Source organism: Bradyrhizobium sp. BR14999 (assembly GCF_056106085.1).
Window position 1 is genome coordinate 7124369 of sequence record NZ_CM148536.1, and the last position, 16175, is coordinate 7140543.

The following is a 16175-nucleotide window of genomic DNA, read 5'->3' on the forward strand; positions in this document are numbered from 1 at the left end:
ACGGTGACCATGTGAGTGGCTGGTTACTCTCTTAACGAAAGCCGGCGCGAAAGCTATACAGGCCTTCCTCAATCGCAAAGAAGCTGCGGCCTCTCGGAGCTCACATGCATTCGATCGTCCGACCAGGCGCAATGATCACTGCTGCAATTCTCATGCTCTCGCTCGCCAGTAGCGCTGCGATGGCCGGTAGCGCGCAAGAAGAAGCCAATCGCAAAACCTTACTGGCCTTCTACGAGAAGGGTCTCAATCAGAAGGACGCTGATGCGGCGCTTACCCATGTCGGCGACCGCTACGTCCAGCACAATCCAAACGCGGCCGATGGACCGGATGGCTTCCGAAAATTCATCGGCTTCCTGCGCGAAAAGTTTCCGAACTCGCATAGCGAGATCAAGCGCAGCTTCGTGGATGGCGACTTTGTGATCCTACACGTTCACTCCGTTCGCGAGCCCGGCAGCAAGGGGCGCGCAATCGTGGATATCTTCAAGCTGGAAAACGGCAAGATCGTCGAACACTGGGACGTCGTTCAGGACATTCCTGAAAATCCCGCAAACGGCAACACGATGTTCTGACGGATAGAACAGCGGCTGAGGAACGGCCTAACTTTTCCGCGCAATCCAGATCACGTGGCGCGCGCCGCCGCCTCTGCCGGTGGCACGGACGTTGACTTCATTGACATCGAAGCCGGCACGGCCGAGGCGCTTGGTGAAGGCGGGGTTGGGTCCTGAAGACCAGACAGCGAGCACGCCGCCCGGCCGCAGCGCCATCTTCGCCGCCGTGAGCCCGCGCGCATCGTAGAGCGCGTCGTTGCCCTTCCGGGTCAGCCCTTCCGGCCCGTTGTCGACGTCGAGGAGAATGGCGTCGAAGGCGGACCGCTGCGCCCGGATGATTTCGCCAACGTCGGTCTGCCGGATGCTCACCCTGGGATCATCGAGGCTGTCGCCGAAGACCTGCGCCATCGGGCCGCGCGCCCAGGCCGCCACCGCAGGCACGAGTTCGGCGACCACGATCCTCGCGTTGCTTCCGAGCACGGCAAGCGCCGCACGCAGCGTAAAGCCCATGCCGAGGCCACCGATGAGGACGACGGGCTTTAAGACATTCTCGATCTGCTTTGCCGCCAGCGTCGCAAGCGCCGCCTCCGAGCCCGACAAGCGGCTGTTCATCAGCTCGTTGCTGCCGAGCTTGATGGAGAACTCGTTGCCGCGCCGCATCAGGCGCAGCTCACCGTCGGAACCGGGGATTTGCGCGGTGTCGATCTTTTCCCAGGGAATCATGCCTGACGTTTAGCACGATTAGCCCGGATGGAGCGCCCGCCCTATCCGCCCGCCCAGACGTCCAGCACATAGCGGTTCTTCGCGCCCATCTCCTCGATCCAGCATGCGCTGGCCGCGGCATCGCTGCCGCTCTTCTCGCGGTGGATCGCGACGAGCGCGGCCTTCACGTCGGGCTCCATCTTGCCGCCGTCGCCGCAGACATAGATGATGGCGCCTTGCTGGATCAGCGGCCAGACCTTGTCCTTCTGCGCGGCAAGTACGTGCTGCACATAGGTCTTGGGTCCGTCCGCGCGCGAGAACGCCGTGAAGAGCTCGGCGATGCCGCTTGCCGCCAGCGCCTTCAATTCGTCCGCGTAGAGAAAGTCCTGGTCGGGGTGGCGGCAGCCGAAGAACAGCATGGCCGGACCGAGCGTGGCCCCCTTCGCCTTGCGCGCGGCGCGCTCCTGAAGGAAGCCGCGGAATGGGGCAAGTCCCGTGCCCGGCCCGATCATGATGATCGGCACCGATGAATCATCGGGAAGCCGGAAACCGGCCTTGGTCTCGCGCACCGTCGCGTAGATCGCATCGCCCGCGCGACGGTTGGCGAGATAATTCGAGCAGATGCCTTTATAGGTGCCGCTACCGGAGGCTGCCGGACCTTCGACCACGCCGACGGTGACGCTGCATCGCGCCGAGTCGACCGACGGCGAGGACGAGATCGAGTAGTAGCGCGGCGCCAACAGCGAGAGCATTTCCAGATAGACGTGAAACGGCAATTCGCAGGCCGGATATTCGAGCAGCAGGTCGAACACCGATTTGCGCTTGGCCAGGATCTCGCTGCGGTAGCGCTCGGCCGGCTCTGCTTCCTCGCCGACGAAGGCCAACAGCTTCGGTTTGGTGACCGGACAGCGGGTGTGCTCGGCCATGATCTGGATTTGCTTGCGCGTCGCCACCTGCTGCAGCTCGACGAACTCGCTGAGCAGGCGGCCGACCGATACGGCCTCGCCAACCGGCAATTGCGCGCGCCGGCCTTCGGCCACCTGAAGCCTGATCTGGTCGGCCGGCAGGAAGCCGAAACGGCGGGCGACCGAGTCCACCAGCGTTGGATCGTTGCGCGGGACGACGCTTAAGTGATCCCCGACGCGGTAGGTGATGTTGGACGGCAGCTGCACCTCGATGTGGCGCGTCGAACGCTCCGAGGGATTTGACCCTTCCTTGTTCTGGAGCTCGTCATTGACCAGCACCTTCATCGCCACCGCGCCGCCCTGGGCGACGATGGTGTTGACGGCGGTCACCGCGACGGGCTCGATCGCGTAAAGCGGATCGTCCTCCGCGGTGCGGGTGAAATTCCAGTCGATGCCGAATTCCTTGGTCGCGACCTGGGCAGCCGCCGGGAACCATTTCTGAAACTGGCCGTCGAGATCGCTGCGCGCATCGCCTTCGCCGCGCGGGAAGACGGCGCGCCCGCCATGCGCCGACAATTGCTCGTCGATGAAGCGCGGCACCGACTGATAGGTCGCCGCCCAGTCGCTGTTGCCGCAGCCGAACACGGCGTAGCGCACATTGGCAAAGGCATCCGTCGGCAAGTCGCTGCCGAGCCATTTGACGAACTGCGTCGCGTTATCAGGCGCCGCACCGTTATAGGAGGCGCAGATGATGAGCACGCCGCCCTCCTGCGGCAGCTTGCCGACGTAATCGTCGAGCGGGCCAAGGTGAACGGCGAAACCGTTGATCTCGGCGAGATCGGCCATGCGCGTCGCCAGTTCCTCGGCGGTGCCGAGATTGGAGCCGTACAGCACCAGCATCGGTGTGTTGTGGCCGGGCCGCGCGGTCGGCTGGCGTGGCGCCCTCGGTGCCGAGGCCACAGCCGCGATGGGACCGCCATAGGCACCGCGCTCGCGGTCGGCACGCGGGCGCACCTTGATCTTGAAGCCTTCCGGCTTCATCGTCAGCGTTTCCTTCAGGTGCATTTGATAGCGCTGGTGATCGATCAGCTTGAAGCGCTGCAGGATCATGCCGAGCGCAAGCGCAGCCTCGTGCATGGCAAAGCCGCGGCCGATGCAGGCGCGCTGGCCGTTGCCGAACGGCTTCCAGGCATTGATCGGCCGCTTGGCTTCCGCTTCGCGGCTGAAATTCTCGGGATCGAACGCATCCGGGTTCGGTCCCCAGACGCTGGGATCGCGATGCAACGCCGTCACTAAGATGGTCGTGAACGTGCCCTTCCTGAGTCTGTACTTGCCACCGCCAATGGTCTCGTCGTTGAGCGGCGAGATGCCGTAGGCCGGCGCCGGCGGCCACAGCCGCAGTGCCTCTTTCAGGATTTGCGTGATGTAGGTGAGCTGCGTCACCTGCTGATAGGTCGGTTTCGCATTGACGTCGGGGCCGAAGACGCGGTCGACCTCGTCATAGGCCTTCTTGAGAATGTCCGGATGCTTGAGCAGCGCATAGAGCGTGTAGGACAACAGGCCGCTGGTGGTCTCGTGACCCGCGATCAGGAAGGTGTTGATCTGGTAGCGAATGTTGACGTCATCGAGCTGCTCGCCGGTCGGGCGGTCGACGCCGGTCATCATCGCGGCCAGCATGTCCTTCTTGTCGTCGATCCCGTCCGCACTCTTGCGGCGCTCCGCGATGATCTCGTCGACCATCTTGTTCATGAAGGCGACGTCTTCGGCCAAGGTCTTGCGCCGCTTCTGCATCCAGAGCTGCTCGAACGGCAAGCCGCGCGTCATCATGATGGTTTCGAGCGAGCGCACCAGCGACTCGACGAAGGGGTGGTAGTCGCGCCGGTAGAACGAGTTGAAGCGATAATCGAAGCCGCACAGGCCGATCGTATCAAGCGTTAGCGCGGTCATGTCGTGGACGACGTCGATCTCGTCGTCGGCGTTGAGCCGCTCCCATTTGTGGACGAGTTGCTCGGCGATATCGACCATGCTCGGATGATAGGACTGCATGGCGCGGTTGCCGAACGGCTGGAGCAGAATGTTGTGCGCCTTGCTCCAGTTCGGCTCCTTGGTATCGGCCGTGAACAGGCCATCACCGCCAACCGCACGCACACGCCGCAGCGCGCCCCGCACCGTCTTGTCGAAGCGCTTCTCGTTGGAGAGTTCGTCGACGAGATCGTGGCCGGAGACGACGACGATCGGCGAGCCCATCATGTCGAGCCAGAAAATCGGACCGAGCTCCTTGGCAAGCCGCGTCAGGTGCTGCACGGGGGCGGCCGAGTCCAGCGACAACATGTTGCCGACCACCGGCTTGGTCGGCGGATGCGGGATCGGGTCGAGTCGGTTCTTGGCTGACATGAAAAGCGTTTCCCCCTCAGTAACCCTCGTCATTGCGAGGAGCTCTTGCGACGACGCAATCCAGAGTCTCTCCGCGGATACATTCCTGGATTGCTTCGCTTCGCTCGCAATGACGGCCTAGCCAAACCGCCTTCTACGCCATTCGATCAGCTTGGCGCTGACCTCCTCCGGCTTCTCCTGCTGCGTCCAATGGCCGCTATCCTTGACGAGATACTTCTCGAGATCGGGAATCAGCTTGTCCATGCCATCAGCGGAGGATGGCGGCAACACCGCGTCATTCTCGGCCATGATCATCAGCGACGGTACGCGGACCGTATGATCGAGCCCTTCGGCACGCGTCCAGTTGCGCGACATGTTGCGGTACCAGTTGATGCCGCCGGTGAAGCCGGTTCTGGTGAAGGCATCGACGAAGACTTTCTTCTCTTCCGGCGACAGGATCGGCGTACGCGGATCGTGCTTCGCGTCATAGGCGGCAATCATCTGCGGAAATGCCAGATTGAGCCGCGGCGAAGCACCGACACCGGCAACCACCTCCTCCGGCGGCGCGTCGGCCGGGCGCGGCACCGGCTTACGCATGAACGCATCGAAGGTCTGTTCGACACGGCTGCCGAAAATCCTGTCCGGCTCGCGCGCCGGATCCTGGAACTGCACGATGTACATCTTGTCGCCGAAGCGTGCGCGCAACAGCTCGATCGGATCGGCCCAGGCGCGATTGGTGTGGGGCGTGTTGATGCCGACCACGCCGGCGACCCGGTCGATATGCCGCAACGGCATCTGCCAGACGACGAAGCCGCCCCAGTCGTGACCGACGAAGATCGCCTGGTCGATCTGCAGATGATCGAGCAGTCCGACGAGATCGCCGGTCAGGTTCTCGATGTCGTAGGCCTCGACCGGCTCGGGCCGGTCGGTCGCACCGTAGCCGCGCTGGTCCGGCGCGATCACGCGGATGCCGGCCTCGCTCAACGCCTTGATCTGGTGCCGCCAAGAAAAGGCGAGCTCGGGCCAGCCGTGGCACAGCACGACCGGCGGCTTGTCATCGGCCGGGCCAGCCTCGTAATAGCCCATGCGGATTCCGTTCGTCGTCGCGAACTTGAGCGGTGGCATTTCAATCATGGCGAACTTCCTACTCCGCAGCACCCTTGATATCGGCCGCGGGCGGCGCATAGGCCGCCTCTAGTGCGGTGAACTCTTCCGGCAGCATGTCGCACATCACCTGCACATGCGGAATGATGTTGGCGCCGACGATGAAGCCGAAATCGAGCTGGTCCCGATAGCTCTGCACGGTGATGTTGAGCGCCTGCCCATGCGTCGCGATCGACACCGGGAAGATGTGCAGAAGCTCGGCCCCTGCGGCATAGAGCGTCTGTCGCGGTCCGGGCACGTTGGATACCGTGATGTTGGCGGCCGGCGGCAGCACGTCCGACAGGTTGGAGCGGCTGTAGAGCAGCGCCAGGATCTGCACCATGATCGGTGCGCCCAGCATCGAGATATTGGAGACCTGCGGCATCAGTGCCCGCAGCGGATGCGACATCTCCTTGGACTTGGTCGATTGCGCGATGATCGCTTCGAGCCGCGCCTTTGGATCGGCGATGTTGGTCGCGATCGAGCAGATCATGCCGAACACCTGGTTGTTGGCCTCGGTGTTGCCCTCCTCGCGCAGCGAGATCGGCACGGCGGCGGTGAGGGATTTCGCCGGCAGCGTGCCATATTGCTGCAGATAGCGGCGGACCACGCCTGAGGCGAGCGCCAGCACCACGTCGTTGAGCTTGCCGCCGGCCTGCTTGGCCAGCGCCTTCGCCCGTGACAGTGAAATCGATACGCCGGCGAAACTGCGCTCCGACGAGATGGTCTTGTTGAGCATGGTCGGCGGCGACACCATGCTGGCGAGGCTCTCGCGCGACTTCGGATCGGCGACCTTACCGAGCACGTCGGAGACGCTCTTGAGCACGGTCGGGATGTTGCCAGCGAAGCGTACCGCACTCTCGATCTGGTACATCGCATTGTCGAACAGGATCGAACCGATGTCACTCTTGCCGGTGCGCGGCAATTGAAGGTTCTTCGCGGCCGCCGATGCATCGAGCGGCTGGCTGAAGAGCTGCTGATAGGAATCGAGCAGGTTGGCGGCGATGTCGCGCGGCTCCTGTCCGGGCTTGGCCCCTGCCGTCGGAGGATCGACCTTCCGCGGGATCGGCGAGATGTCGTAGATCATGTTGGTCAGGGCCGCACCGGCGCCGCCGTCGATGGCGGCATGATGCATCTTGGAATAAAGCCCGACCTCGTTGTCCTTCATGCCCTCGAACACGTAGAACTCCCAGAGCGGACGGGCCCGGTTCAGGAGCTTGGCATGCATCCAGCCGACGATGCGTTCGAGCGTGGCGCGGTCGCGCGGCTGCGGCAGGCTGGCGCGGAAAATGTGGCGGTCGATGTCGAACTGGTCGTCCTCGACCCAGGAGGGGTGATCAATGTCGAGCGGCGCCTTCTCCAGCCGCGCCTTCAGGATCGGCGCGATGTGCAGGCGCGAGACGATCATCGCCTTGAAGTCTTCGAAGAAGTCGCCCTTGTAATCGTCAGGCAGGCGAAAGATAGCCATGCTGCCGACATGCATCGGCATTTCCGGCGTTTCCAGATAGAGAAACGACGCGTCCAGCGACGACAGCTTCTTACCGTCAGCCATAGTTCCCTCCCGCAAGATTTCGACGGGCGCCTTGGTCTGCGCTTCTCGTCAGGCCGATACTGCCTGTTCCGGCGGGGCATATGCAATGGCAAACGGCCCGGCCCGGTCAAATGGCCAGAATTCCCCCTCCGGTTGCGCCAGGCGGTCCGCCACGGCCCATAGCGCCGCGGGGTTGACCCCGAGCCCGATATGGCTCGCCAGGTGCACCTCGATGTTTTCGGCACGGTCGGAAGGACGCAGCAGACAGGTCCGCCAGTTCACGACACCGTCGGCGCGCGAATAGATCGAGCTCGTGGGCACCGGCAGATCGCCGGCGATCGCCTCGCGCTGTTCGGCAAAATCCTCGACCCGCTCGCCGGACAGCGCCTCGTACAGCCGCGTGGCGTTGGTCGCCCGCACGTCGTTGGCAAAAGGGCTGCCGAGCGTGACGACATAGCGGACCATTTCCGGCGCCTGAAGTGCGAGATCACGGGCATAGACGCCGCCGAGGCTCCATCCGACCAGGCTGACCTTGCGTCCGGACGCGGCATGGATTTCGCCCAGACGAACGCGCAAGGCGTCCCGCATCCGTCCGAGCCCGCCGAGATTGCGGCCCATCCGCCAGGCATGTGCCTCATAACCGAGCTCGCTGAGATAGCGCCGCATCGGCGCCATCGAGAGATCGCTGGCGAGGAAGCCCGGCAGCGCCAGCACCGGATGGCCGTCGCCCCTCGGCGCGCGCATCAGCAGCGGCGACAGCAGCAGGCTCGCATTGAGTTCGAACAGGCCCCGAGCCTCGGCAAGCAGCAGTCCGACACCCGGCGGACGAAGCCGGCCTGAATCCAGCGTCCCGTCCGGCCCTGACGCCACTATTTCTTCTTGTCGCTACTGCGCGTGCCGCCGAGGCCGGCCATCGCGACGAACATATCCTGAAACCGCTCGGCGAGCTTGGGATCGTACGTAAACCAGCTCTGGACCAACGATTCGGGCGAGACCTTGTCGATGCTGCTCAAGACCTGCTGCTGTAGCTTGTCCATCACCGCCGTCTGCATCGGCGACACATCGGGCAATCCAAAGAACTGGCGGGCCTCGAGGGGGGGGCAGTCGATTTCGATGTTAACTTTCATATCCCCTCCTGATGAGATTCGAGCGGCCTGCCGGCAGTATCGCCGCGAGTTGTGGTGCGACGCAAGCGACCTGATGTCGGCGGCGGGACGCCGGCTTCCGCCATCGGCGGGTATGGTCAATCAAATTGCTCGCACCCGCGTCCATCCGCCGGCCAATGCTGGTCAGCATTGCTGCACAGCGGTGCAAGTTGGCGCGTTCCTTGCTGGAATGACGCTTGCACGGGTCGAGAACTCTGGGCAACATGGATTGATCGGCCGGCCGAACAAATCAAAAATCACCGGCACGGCGGTGTGGAGAGGGTCAAGAATGTCAGTAGGTCGAAGTCTGTTTGCGGTGGCGCTCGCCGGTACGGTTGCGTTGACGGTCTCGCCGGCGTTGAGCCAGACGTTGCGCTATGCCAACCAGGGCGACCTGAAGTCGCTTGATCCCTATACCCTCAACGAGAGCACCACCCATGCCCATCTCGGTCACGTCTATCAAGGCCTGACTGCGCGGGACAAGGACCTCAAGATCATTCCGGCACTGGCGGAAAGCTGGGAAACTCCGGAGCCGACCCGCTGGCGCTTCCATTTGCGCAAGGGCGTGAAGTTCCACAACGGCGATCCCTTCACCGCCGACGATGTGCTGTTCTCCGCCGATCGGGTCCGCAAGAAGGGGTCCAATATGCAGACCCGCCTTGCGGCCGACGTCAAGGTCGTGAAGGTCGACGACTACACCGTCGATTTCGTTCTGCCCTCGCCCAATCCCATCCTGCATTCGTCGTGGGATGTCTGGTACATCATGGACAAGAAATGGGCCGAGGAGAACAATGTCGTCGATCCGACGCCGGTGGCGGCGACCACGCCGAGCTACGCCTCGCTGCACGAGAATGGCACCGGCCCCTTCATCATCGAAAGCCACCAGCCCGGCGTGAAGACGGTGTTCAAAGCCAACCCCAATTACTGGGGCAAGATGGAAGGTAACCTGAAGGAGATCATCTTCACCCCGATCGCCTCCGATGCCACCCGCGTCGCCGCGCTGCTCTCGGGCGAAGTCGATGTCATCGAGCCGGTGCCGATCCAGGACATTTCCCGCGTCGATTCCAGCCCGAATGCACAGGTGCTGAAAGGGCCGGAGCTACGCACCATCTTCATCGGCTTCGACCAGACCCGTGACGAGCTGCTCTACTCCAACATCAAGGGCAAGAACCCGTTCAAGGACGTCCGTGTCCGCGAGGCCTTCTACAAGGCGATTGATATCGAGCTCATCAAGACGCGCGTCATGCGTGGACTGTCGACGCCGTCAGCTCTGATGATTGCGCCGGAATTGTTTGTGCTGTCCAAGGAGTTCACGCGGCCGAAATTCGACCCTGATGGCGCCAAGAAGCTTCTGACCGCGGCCGGTTACCCCGATGGCTTCGAGGTCACCATGGATTGCCCGAACGATCGTTACGTCAACGACGCCGCGATCTGCCAGGCCGTCGTCGGCATGCTCGCCCGCATCGGCGTCAAGATCAATCTCCTGGCGCAGCCGAAGGCGCAGTACTTCGCCAAGGTGCTCAAGCAAGGCGGCTACCAGACCTCGTTCTACCTCCTGGGCTGGACGCCGAGCACGATGGATTCCCACAACGTGCTCTATGACATCATGGGTTGCCGCGACGATGCGAAATCCTCGCGCGGTGAGGCCAATCTCGGCGGCTACTGCAACAAGGAGTTCGACGCCATCACCGACAAGGTGCTGGTCGAAACCGACACTGCCAAGCGCAACCAGCTGATCAAGCAGGCCTACGAAATCGCCAACAAGGACTGGGCCTACATCCCGCTGCACCAGCAGGCTCTGGCCTGGGGCGTATCGAAAAAGGTCAACCTGCCGCAGCGTGCCGACAATCTCGTCATGTTCCACTGGGCAACCAAGAAGGAATAGCGTCAGTTGAACACGAGGTCCCGGCAGCGTCAGACTTCCGGGACCTTTCCTTTTCCGGCCGACAAGGACGTCGGCCGTACGCACACCCAAGGAAAGTGGAAGGCATGCTCGCTTTCACGCTTCGCCGCGCCGTTCAGGCCATCGGCGTCATGTTCGCCGTCGGCATCATCGCCTTCTCGATGTTCCGCTTCGCCGGCGACCCCGTCAACCAGATCGTCTCGATCGACACGTCGGCGGCCGAACGCGAGGTCGTGCGCAAGTCGCTCGGCCTGGACGATCCCGTGCCGTTGCAATTCGTGCGCTATTTCGCCGATGCCGCGCAGTTCAAGTTCGGCGTCTCCTATCAGTTCCGCCAGCCGGTCTCGACGCTGTTGATGGAGCGCATGCCCGCGACGCTGGAACTTGCGATCTGCGCGACCGTCTTTGCAATGGTGCTCGGCATCCTGATGGGCGTCTATTCGGCGCTCAGGCGGGATACCGTGCTCGCCAAATTATTCCAGGCGGTTTCGCTGATCGGCATCTCGCTGCCAACTTTCCTGATCGGCATTCTTCTGATCTATCTGTTCGCGGTGACATTGGGCTGGCTGCCCTCCTTCGGCCGCGGCGAGGTGGTCAAGCTCGGCTGGTGGACCACGGGCCTGCTCACGCTGTCGGGCCTGAAGGCGCTGATCATGCCCGCGATCACGCTCGGCCTGTTCCAGATGACCCTGATCATGCGGCTGGTGCGCGCGGAGATGCTGGAAGTGCTGCGGACTGACTATATCCGCTTCGCCCGCGCGAGGGGGCTGACCACCCGTGCCATTCATTTCGGCCACGCGCTGAAGAACACGCTGATTCCCGTGATCACGGTCGCCGGACTTCAGTTTGGCTCGGTTATTGCCTTTTCGATCATCACCGAAACCGTGTTCCAATGGCCGGGCATGGGACTTCTGTTCGTGCAGGCCGTGCAAAATGTCGATATCCCGATCATGGCCGCCTACCTGCTGATGGTCTCGCTGATTTTCGTCACTATCAATTTGGTGGTCGACATCCTCTACACCGTGGTCGATCCGCGCTTGCGCGCGACCGTCGGCCGCGCCGCATAAGGCAGCCTGCATGTCCGACGCAGTCGTCTCCAATTCCGACAAGCAGAGCGCGCAGCCGACGCATGCCGCCCACAGCTGGTTCAGCCGCGCGCTCGACAGCGACCTCTTTTATTCGTTCCGGCGCTCCAAGCTCACCATGGTGGCGGCGGCCATCACGGTCTTGTTCTTCCTGCTTGCGATCTTTGCCTCCTGGCTCGCGGTGCAGAACCCGTTCGATCCGGCGCAACTGCAATTGATGAATTCGCGGATTTCGCCGCTGTGGACCGCAGACGGCCAGAGTCCGTTCCTGCTCGGCACCGACGAGCAGGGCCGCGACGTGTTCTCCGCCATTCTCTACGGGATGCGCATCTCGCTCGCCGTCGGCGTGGCCGGCGTGATCTTCGCCGGCGCGCTCGGCATCGCGCTCGGCCTGATCGCCGGCTATTTCGGCGGCGCGGTTGACGGCGTGATCATGCGGATCGCCGACGTGCAGCTCACCTTCCCCGCCATCCTGATCGCGCTGCTGGTCAATGGCATCGCGAAATCGATCCTGGGCAACCGCCTGGATGCCAACAGCATGCTGGTGGTGCTGGTGATCTCGATCGGCCTGAGCTTCTGGGTGGGCTATGCCCGCACGGTGCGCGGTTCCGTCATGGTCGAGAAGAACAAGGACTATGTGGCTGCGGCGCAGCTGATCGGCCTGCCCGCACCAAAGATCATGCTGCGGCATGTGCTGCCGAACACGATGGGCCCGATCCTGGTCATCGCCACCATCAACCTCGCGCTGGCCATCATCACCGAGGCGACGCTGTCCTTCCTCGGCGTCGGCCTGCCCGACACCATGCCCTCGCTGGGGACGCTGATCCGGATCGGCAACAACTACCTGTTCGCCGGCGAATGGTGGATCGTCGCCTTCCCCGGGCTTGCGCTGGCAGCGCTGATCCTCTCGATCAATCTGCTCGGCGACTGGCTGCGCGACGCGCTGAACCCGAAGCTCAGATGAGTACGGCTCGCCCATGACCGAACCTGTTCTCTCCGTGCGTAATCTTCATGTGGAGTTCGCCTCCCGCCGCGGCACGCTGCGCGCCATCGACGGCGTGTCCTTCGACATCGCCAAGGGCGAGGTGCTCGGCGTGGTCGGCGAATCCGGCGCCGGCAAGTCCGTCACCGGCCTCTCGGTGATCGGCTTGATCGATCCGCCCGGCCGCATCGCCGGCGGCGAGATTCATCTCGCGGGCCTGCGCATCGACAATCTGCCACCGGAGGAGATGCGCCGCATCCGGGGCAAGCGCATCGGCATGATCTTCCAGGATCCCCTCACCTCGCTCAATCCGCTCTACCGGGTCGGCGACCAGATCGTGGAGACGATCCGGACCCACCTCAATCTCTCCGAACAAGCGGCGCGCCGCCGCGCCATCGACCTCTTGGCCGAAGTCGGCATTCCCGCGCCGGAAAAGCGCATCGACGGCTATCCCCACGAATTCTCCGGCGGCATGCGCCAGCGCGTGGTCATTGCGCTGGCGATCTGCGCCGAGCCGGAACTGATCATCGCCGACGAGCCGACCACCGCGCTCGATGTCTCCGTGCAGGCGCAGATCATCTCGCTGATCAAACGGCTCGGACGCGACCACGGCACGGCGGTGATGCTGGTGACGCACGACATGGGCGTGATCGCGGAGACGTCGGACCGGGTCGCGGTAATGTATGCCGGCCGCATCGCCGAGATCGGGCCGGTACAGGATGTCGTGAAGAATCCGCTGCACCCCTACGCCAGGGGGCTGATGGGCGCGATCCCGACGCTGGCCGGAGACGACAAGCGTCTCGTGCAGATTCCCGGATCCATGCCGCGCCTGTCGGCGATTCCGCCGGGCTGCTCGTTCAATCCGCGCTGCGCGTTCGCCTTCGACCGCTGCCGGGTGGACCGGCCGGAGCCGCTCCCACGTGGCGCGCAGTCGGTTGCCTGCCACCTCTATGACAATGTGCCCGCGGAGAGCGCGGCATGAGCGCTCCCTTCGTCCAGGCTACAAATCTACGCCGCGTCTTCGACGTCTCGAAGCCATGGCTCAACCGCGTGCTCGAAGGTGGGCATCTCGAATACCTCAAGGCGGTCGATCACGTTAGCTTCGAGATCAGGAAGGGCGAGACGTTCGCCCTGGTCGGCGAATCCGGTTCCGGCAAGACCACGGTGGCGCGCATGGTCGTCGGCCTGTTGCCGCCGAGTTCTGGCGATGTGCTGATCGACGGCGTGTCGATGACCGATCCGCGACAGGCGTCGGCGCGGCGGAAGCTGCGCCGCCGTATCCAGATGATCTTCCAGGACCCCTATGCCAGCCTGAACCCTCGCTTCCGGGTCGATGCCATCATCTCCGAGCCGATCCGCGCCTTCGACCTGATCCAGGGCGAGCGTGATATCCAGGCCCGCGTCGGCGAGCTGCTCAGCCTCGTCGGCCTGCATCCAGACGACCGGCTGAAATTTCCGCACGAATTCTCCGGCGGCCAGCGCCAGCGCATCGCGATCGCGCGCGCGCTCGCATCGGACGCCGAGTTCATCGTCTGCGACGAGCCGACCTCGGCCCTCGACGTCTCCGTGCAGGCCCAGATCCTGAATCTGATGCGCGATCTCCAGGACAAGTTCGGCCTGACCTACATGTTCATCAGCCACAACCTCGCCGTGGTCCGCCACATGGCGAGCCGGGTCGGCGTGATGTATCTCGGTCGCATCGTCGAGATCGCGGAAGGACGCGAGCTGTTCGCCCGTCCGCGCATGCCCTACACCAAGATGCTGCTGGGTGCCGTGCCAGATCTCGCCATGAGCGGCCGCCAACGCATTCCGGTCAAGGGCGAGATCCCGAACCCGATCCATCCCCCCTCCGGCTGCGCCTTCAACCCGCGCTGTCCGCTGGCGTTCGATCTCTGTCGCAAGGACACGCCGGAACTGATCGACGGCGTCGCCTGCCACGCGGTCAACACCGCGCCGGTCCCGGCGTGACGCGCGCGTGCCATGCAGCCTGCGCATTTGGCGGCGGCGTGGCCCTGTGATCAATTGCGCGCGTCGCAAATGAGGTAGCCCATGGCCAGCAAAATCAATCCCGATCCGTTCACGACGAGGCCGGAGATCGAAGGCACCTTCGGGGTCGTCGCCACCACGCATTGGATTGCGACCGCCGTTGGCATGGGCATTCTGGAGAAGGGCGGCAACGCCTTCGACGCCGGTGTCGCCACCGCCTTCACGCTCCAGGTGGTCGAGCCGCATCTGAACGGCCCCGGCGGCGACGTGCCTGTCATCGTCCATGACGTCAAGCGCGGCCGCACCGAAGTGATCTGCGGTCAAGGCCCGGCACCGGCACGCGCCACCATCGCGCACTACAAGAGCGAAGGCCTCGACATGGTGCCCGGCACCGGCCTGCTCGCCGCCTGCGTTCCCGGGACCTTCGAATCCTGGATGATGCTGCTGCGCGACTACGGCACGATGCGTGTGCGCGATGTGCTGGAGCCCGCGATCTCCTATGCGCGCGACGGCTATCCGCTGGTCGAGCGCGCCTGCGCCACGATCCAGACCGTCGAGCAGCTGTTCCGCAAGCATTGGCCGACCTCGGCCGCCGTCTACCTGCCGAATGGCGAGGTGCCGAGGCCCGGAACGCTGTTCACCAACAAGACGCTGGCTGCGACCTATACCCGCATTCTCAGCGAGGCCGAGAGCGGCGGCGGCCGCGACGCCGAGATCGAGCGCGCGCGAAAAGCCTGGTCGCAAGGCTTCGTTGCGGAAGCCATCGACAAATTCTGCCGCACCCAGGAGGTCATGGACGTCAGCGGTACGCCGCATCGCGGCGTCCTCTCGGCCGACGACATGGCGCGCTGGCAGCCGACGATCGAGGCGCCGCTCACCTACGATTATGGCCGCTACACCGTCTGCAAGGCCGGCGTCTGGAGCCAAGGCCCGGTGACGCTCCAGCAGCTCGCTCTGTTGAAAGGCTTTGCGCTCGACGGGCTCGATCCGACCGGGCCGGAGTTCATCCATCTCCAGATCGAATGCGCCAAACTGGCATTCGCCGACCGCGAAAAGTTCTACGGCGACCCCAAATTCAACGAGATCCCGATCGCGACGTTGCTGTCGGATGCCTATAATGACGAGCGCCGCAAGCTCGTCACCGACAAGGCCTCGCTCGACTTCCGCCCCGGCTCGGTCGAGGGCTTTGGCGGCGTGGTCAAGCTTCGCCGCGCCGAGGGCCAGCGCGAGGCGGTCGGCGCGCTCGGGGCCGGCGAGCCGACCGTGGGCCGCTTCGGCGAAGTGCGCGGCGACACCGTGCATTTCGACATCATCGACAAGGCCGGCAACATGGTGTCCTCGACGCCGTCGGGCGGATGGCTGCAATCCTCGCCGATCATTCCCGAGCTCGGCTTTTGTCTCGGCAGCCGCGCGCAGATGTTCTGGCTCGAGGAGGACCATCCTGCCGCGCTCGCGCCGGGCAAGCGGCCACGCACCACGCTGTCGCCGACCATGGCGCTGCGCGATGGCGAGCCGTACTTAGCCTGGGGCTCGCCCGGCGGCGATCAGCAGGACCAGTGGATCACGCAGTTCTTCCTGCGCCACGTCCATTGCAACCTCAATCTCCAGGAGGCGATCGACGCGCCGGCCTGGCACTCCGAACACTTCCCGATCTCGTTCTGGCCGCGCACCGCGCGACCGGGCGTGCTCGTGGTCGAGAACCGCGTGCCGAAGGCCACGATCGAGAACCTTCGCGAGCGCGGGCACGTCGTCGAGGTCGGTCCCGACTGGTCGGAAGGCCGCCTCACCGCGGCCTCGCGCGTCGGCGTGCGCCGGCGCGCTGCCGCAAATCCCCGCGGCATGCAGGGCTACGCCGTAGGACGCTGATGGGCA

13 protein-coding genes are annotated in these 16175 nt (G+C 64.1%); 7 read left to right on the forward strand and 6 right to left on the reverse strand.

Annotation, left to right across the window (positions count from 1 at the left end; genetic code table 11):
• Positions 1 to 104: 104 nt before the first annotated feature.
• Positions 105 to 569: a nuclear transport factor 2 family protein gene (locus ACR9YP_RS33290; RefSeq protein ID WP_438110016.1), complete on the forward strand. Its 465-nt coding sequence runs from the start codon at positions 105 to 107 to the stop codon at positions 567 to 569.
• A gap of 27 nt (positions 570 to 596) precedes the next feature.
• Here the strand turns inward: ACR9YP_RS33290 and ACR9YP_RS33295 are convergent, their stop codons facing one another.
• From ACR9YP_RS33295 to ACR9YP_RS33320, 6 genes are all read right to left on the reverse strand, one after another.
• Positions 597 to 1271: a spermidine synthase gene (locus ACR9YP_RS33295; protein WP_438110018.1), complete on the reverse strand. Its 675-nt coding sequence runs from the start codon at positions 1269 to 1271 to the stop codon at positions 597 to 599.
• Between the two features lie 41 nt (positions 1272 to 1312).
• Positions 1313 to 4549 (reverse strand): bifunctional cytochrome P450/NADPH--P450 reductase, encoded by a 3237-nt coding sequence (locus ACR9YP_RS33300; RefSeq protein WP_474217880.1) that lies wholly within the window; start codon positions 4547 to 4549, stop codon positions 1313 to 1315.
• A gap of 117 nt (positions 4550 to 4666) precedes the next feature.
• The gene (locus ACR9YP_RS33305) at positions 4667 to 5662 is read right to left on the reverse strand and encodes an alpha/beta fold hydrolase (protein ID WP_438110022.1); all 996 of its coding nucleotides are present in this window, start codon (positions 5660 to 5662) and stop codon (positions 4667 to 4669) included.
• A gap of 10 nt (positions 5663 to 5672) precedes the next feature.
• Complete coding sequence (locus ACR9YP_RS33310) at positions 5673 to 7223, reverse strand: WS/DGAT/MGAT family O-acyltransferase (protein ID WP_438110024.1); 1551 nt, start codon at positions 7221 to 7223, stop codon at positions 5673 to 5675.
• Between the two features lie 48 nt (positions 7224 to 7271).
• Positions 7272 to 8072 (reverse strand): esterase/lipase family protein, encoded by an 801-nt coding sequence (locus ACR9YP_RS33315; RefSeq protein WP_438110026.1) that lies wholly within the window; start codon positions 8070 to 8072, stop codon positions 7272 to 7274.
• The gene (locus tag ACR9YP_RS33320) at positions 8072 to 8329 is read right to left on the reverse strand and encodes a DUF6489 family protein (protein WP_474217882.1); all 258 of its coding nucleotides are present in this window, start codon (positions 8327 to 8329) and stop codon (positions 8072 to 8074) included. The genes ACR9YP_RS33315 and ACR9YP_RS33320 overlap by 1 nt, the downstream gene beginning before the upstream one ends.
• Before the next feature lie 307 nt (positions 8330 to 8636).
• Between ACR9YP_RS33320 and ACR9YP_RS33325 the strand changes: the two genes are divergently transcribed.
• The 6 genes from ACR9YP_RS33325 (at position 8637) to ACR9YP_RS33350 (ending at position 16169) form a co-directional block, all read left to right on the forward strand.
• Positions 8637 to 10232, forward strand: a complete 1596-nt coding sequence (locus ACR9YP_RS33325; RefSeq protein ID WP_438110030.1) for an ABC transporter substrate-binding protein — start codon at positions 8637 to 8639, stop codon at positions 10230 to 10232.
• A 104-nt stretch (positions 10233 to 10336) separates the two neighbouring features.
• Positions 10337 to 11317, forward strand: a complete 981-nt coding sequence (locus ACR9YP_RS33330; RefSeq protein WP_438110032.1) for an ABC transporter permease — start codon at positions 10337 to 10339, stop codon at positions 11315 to 11317.
• A gap of 10 nt (positions 11318 to 11327) precedes the next feature.
• The gene (locus ACR9YP_RS33335) at positions 11328 to 12299 is read left to right on the forward strand and encodes an ABC transporter permease (protein WP_474217883.1); all 972 of its coding nucleotides are present in this window, start codon (positions 11328 to 11330) and stop codon (positions 12297 to 12299) included.
• 13 nt (positions 12300 to 12312) lie between these two features.
• Positions 12313 to 13299, forward strand: coding sequence for an ABC transporter ATP-binding protein (locus tag ACR9YP_RS33340; protein ID WP_474217884.1), 987 nt, complete (start codon positions 12313 to 12315; stop codon positions 13297 to 13299).
• On the forward strand, positions 13296 to 14285 hold the full coding sequence (locus ACR9YP_RS33345; RefSeq protein ID WP_474217885.1) for an ABC transporter ATP-binding protein: 990 nt from the start codon (positions 13296 to 13298) through the stop codon (positions 14283 to 14285). Before ACR9YP_RS33340 ends, ACR9YP_RS33345 begins: the two co-directional genes overlap by 4 nt.
• Before the next feature lie 81 nt (positions 14286 to 14366).
• A complete protein-coding gene (locus ACR9YP_RS33350; RefSeq protein WP_438110038.1) occupies positions 14367 to 16169 on the forward strand; it encodes a gamma-glutamyltransferase family protein in 1803 nt (600 codons plus the stop codon).
• Positions 16170 to 16175 lie beyond the last annotated feature (6 nt).

What these genes read in the sequence shown, in the direction of transcription:
- ACR9YP_RS33290 (WP_438110016.1), top strand. Translation starts at nt 105, where the DNA reads ATGCATTCGATCGTCCGACCAGGCGCAATGATCACTGCTGCAATTCTC.
- ACR9YP_RS33295 (WP_438110018.1), bottom strand. Translation starts at nt 1,271, where the DNA reads ATGATTCCCTGGGAAAAGATCGACACCGCGCAAATCCCCGGTTCCGAC.
- ACR9YP_RS33300 (WP_474217880.1), bottom strand. Translation starts at nt 4,549, where the DNA reads ATGTCAGCCAAGAACCGACTCGACCCGATCCCGCATCCGCCGACCAAG.
- ACR9YP_RS33305 (WP_438110022.1), bottom strand. Translation starts at nt 5,662, where the DNA reads ATGATTGAAATGCCACCGCTCAAGTTCGCGACGACGAACGGAATCCGC.
- ACR9YP_RS33310 (WP_438110024.1), bottom strand. Translation starts at nt 7,223, where the DNA reads ATGGCTGACGGTAAGAAGCTGTCGTCGCTGGACGCGTCGTTTCTCTAT.
- ACR9YP_RS33320 (WP_474217882.1), bottom strand. Translation starts at nt 8,329, where the DNA reads ATGAAAGTTAACATCGAAATCGACTGCCCCCCCCTCGAGGCCCGCCAG.
- ACR9YP_RS33325 (WP_438110030.1), top strand. Translation starts at nt 8,637, where the DNA reads ATGTCAGTAGGTCGAAGTCTGTTTGCGGTGGCGCTCGCCGGTACGGTT.
- ACR9YP_RS33330 (WP_438110032.1), top strand. Translation starts at nt 10,337, where the DNA reads ATGCTCGCTTTCACGCTTCGCCGCGCCGTTCAGGCCATCGGCGTCATG.
- ACR9YP_RS33335 (WP_474217883.1), top strand. Translation starts at nt 11,328, where the DNA reads ATGTCCGACGCAGTCGTCTCCAATTCCGACAAGCAGAGCGCGCAGCCG.
- ACR9YP_RS33340 (WP_474217884.1), top strand. Translation starts at nt 12,313, where the DNA reads ATGACCGAACCTGTTCTCTCCGTGCGTAATCTTCATGTGGAGTTCGCC.
- ACR9YP_RS33345 (WP_474217885.1), top strand. Translation starts at nt 13,296, where the DNA reads ATGAGCGCTCCCTTCGTCCAGGCTACAAATCTACGCCGCGTCTTCGAC.
- ACR9YP_RS33350 (WP_438110038.1), top strand. Translation starts at nt 14,367, where the DNA reads ATGGCCAGCAAAATCAATCCCGATCCGTTCACGACGAGGCCGGAGATC.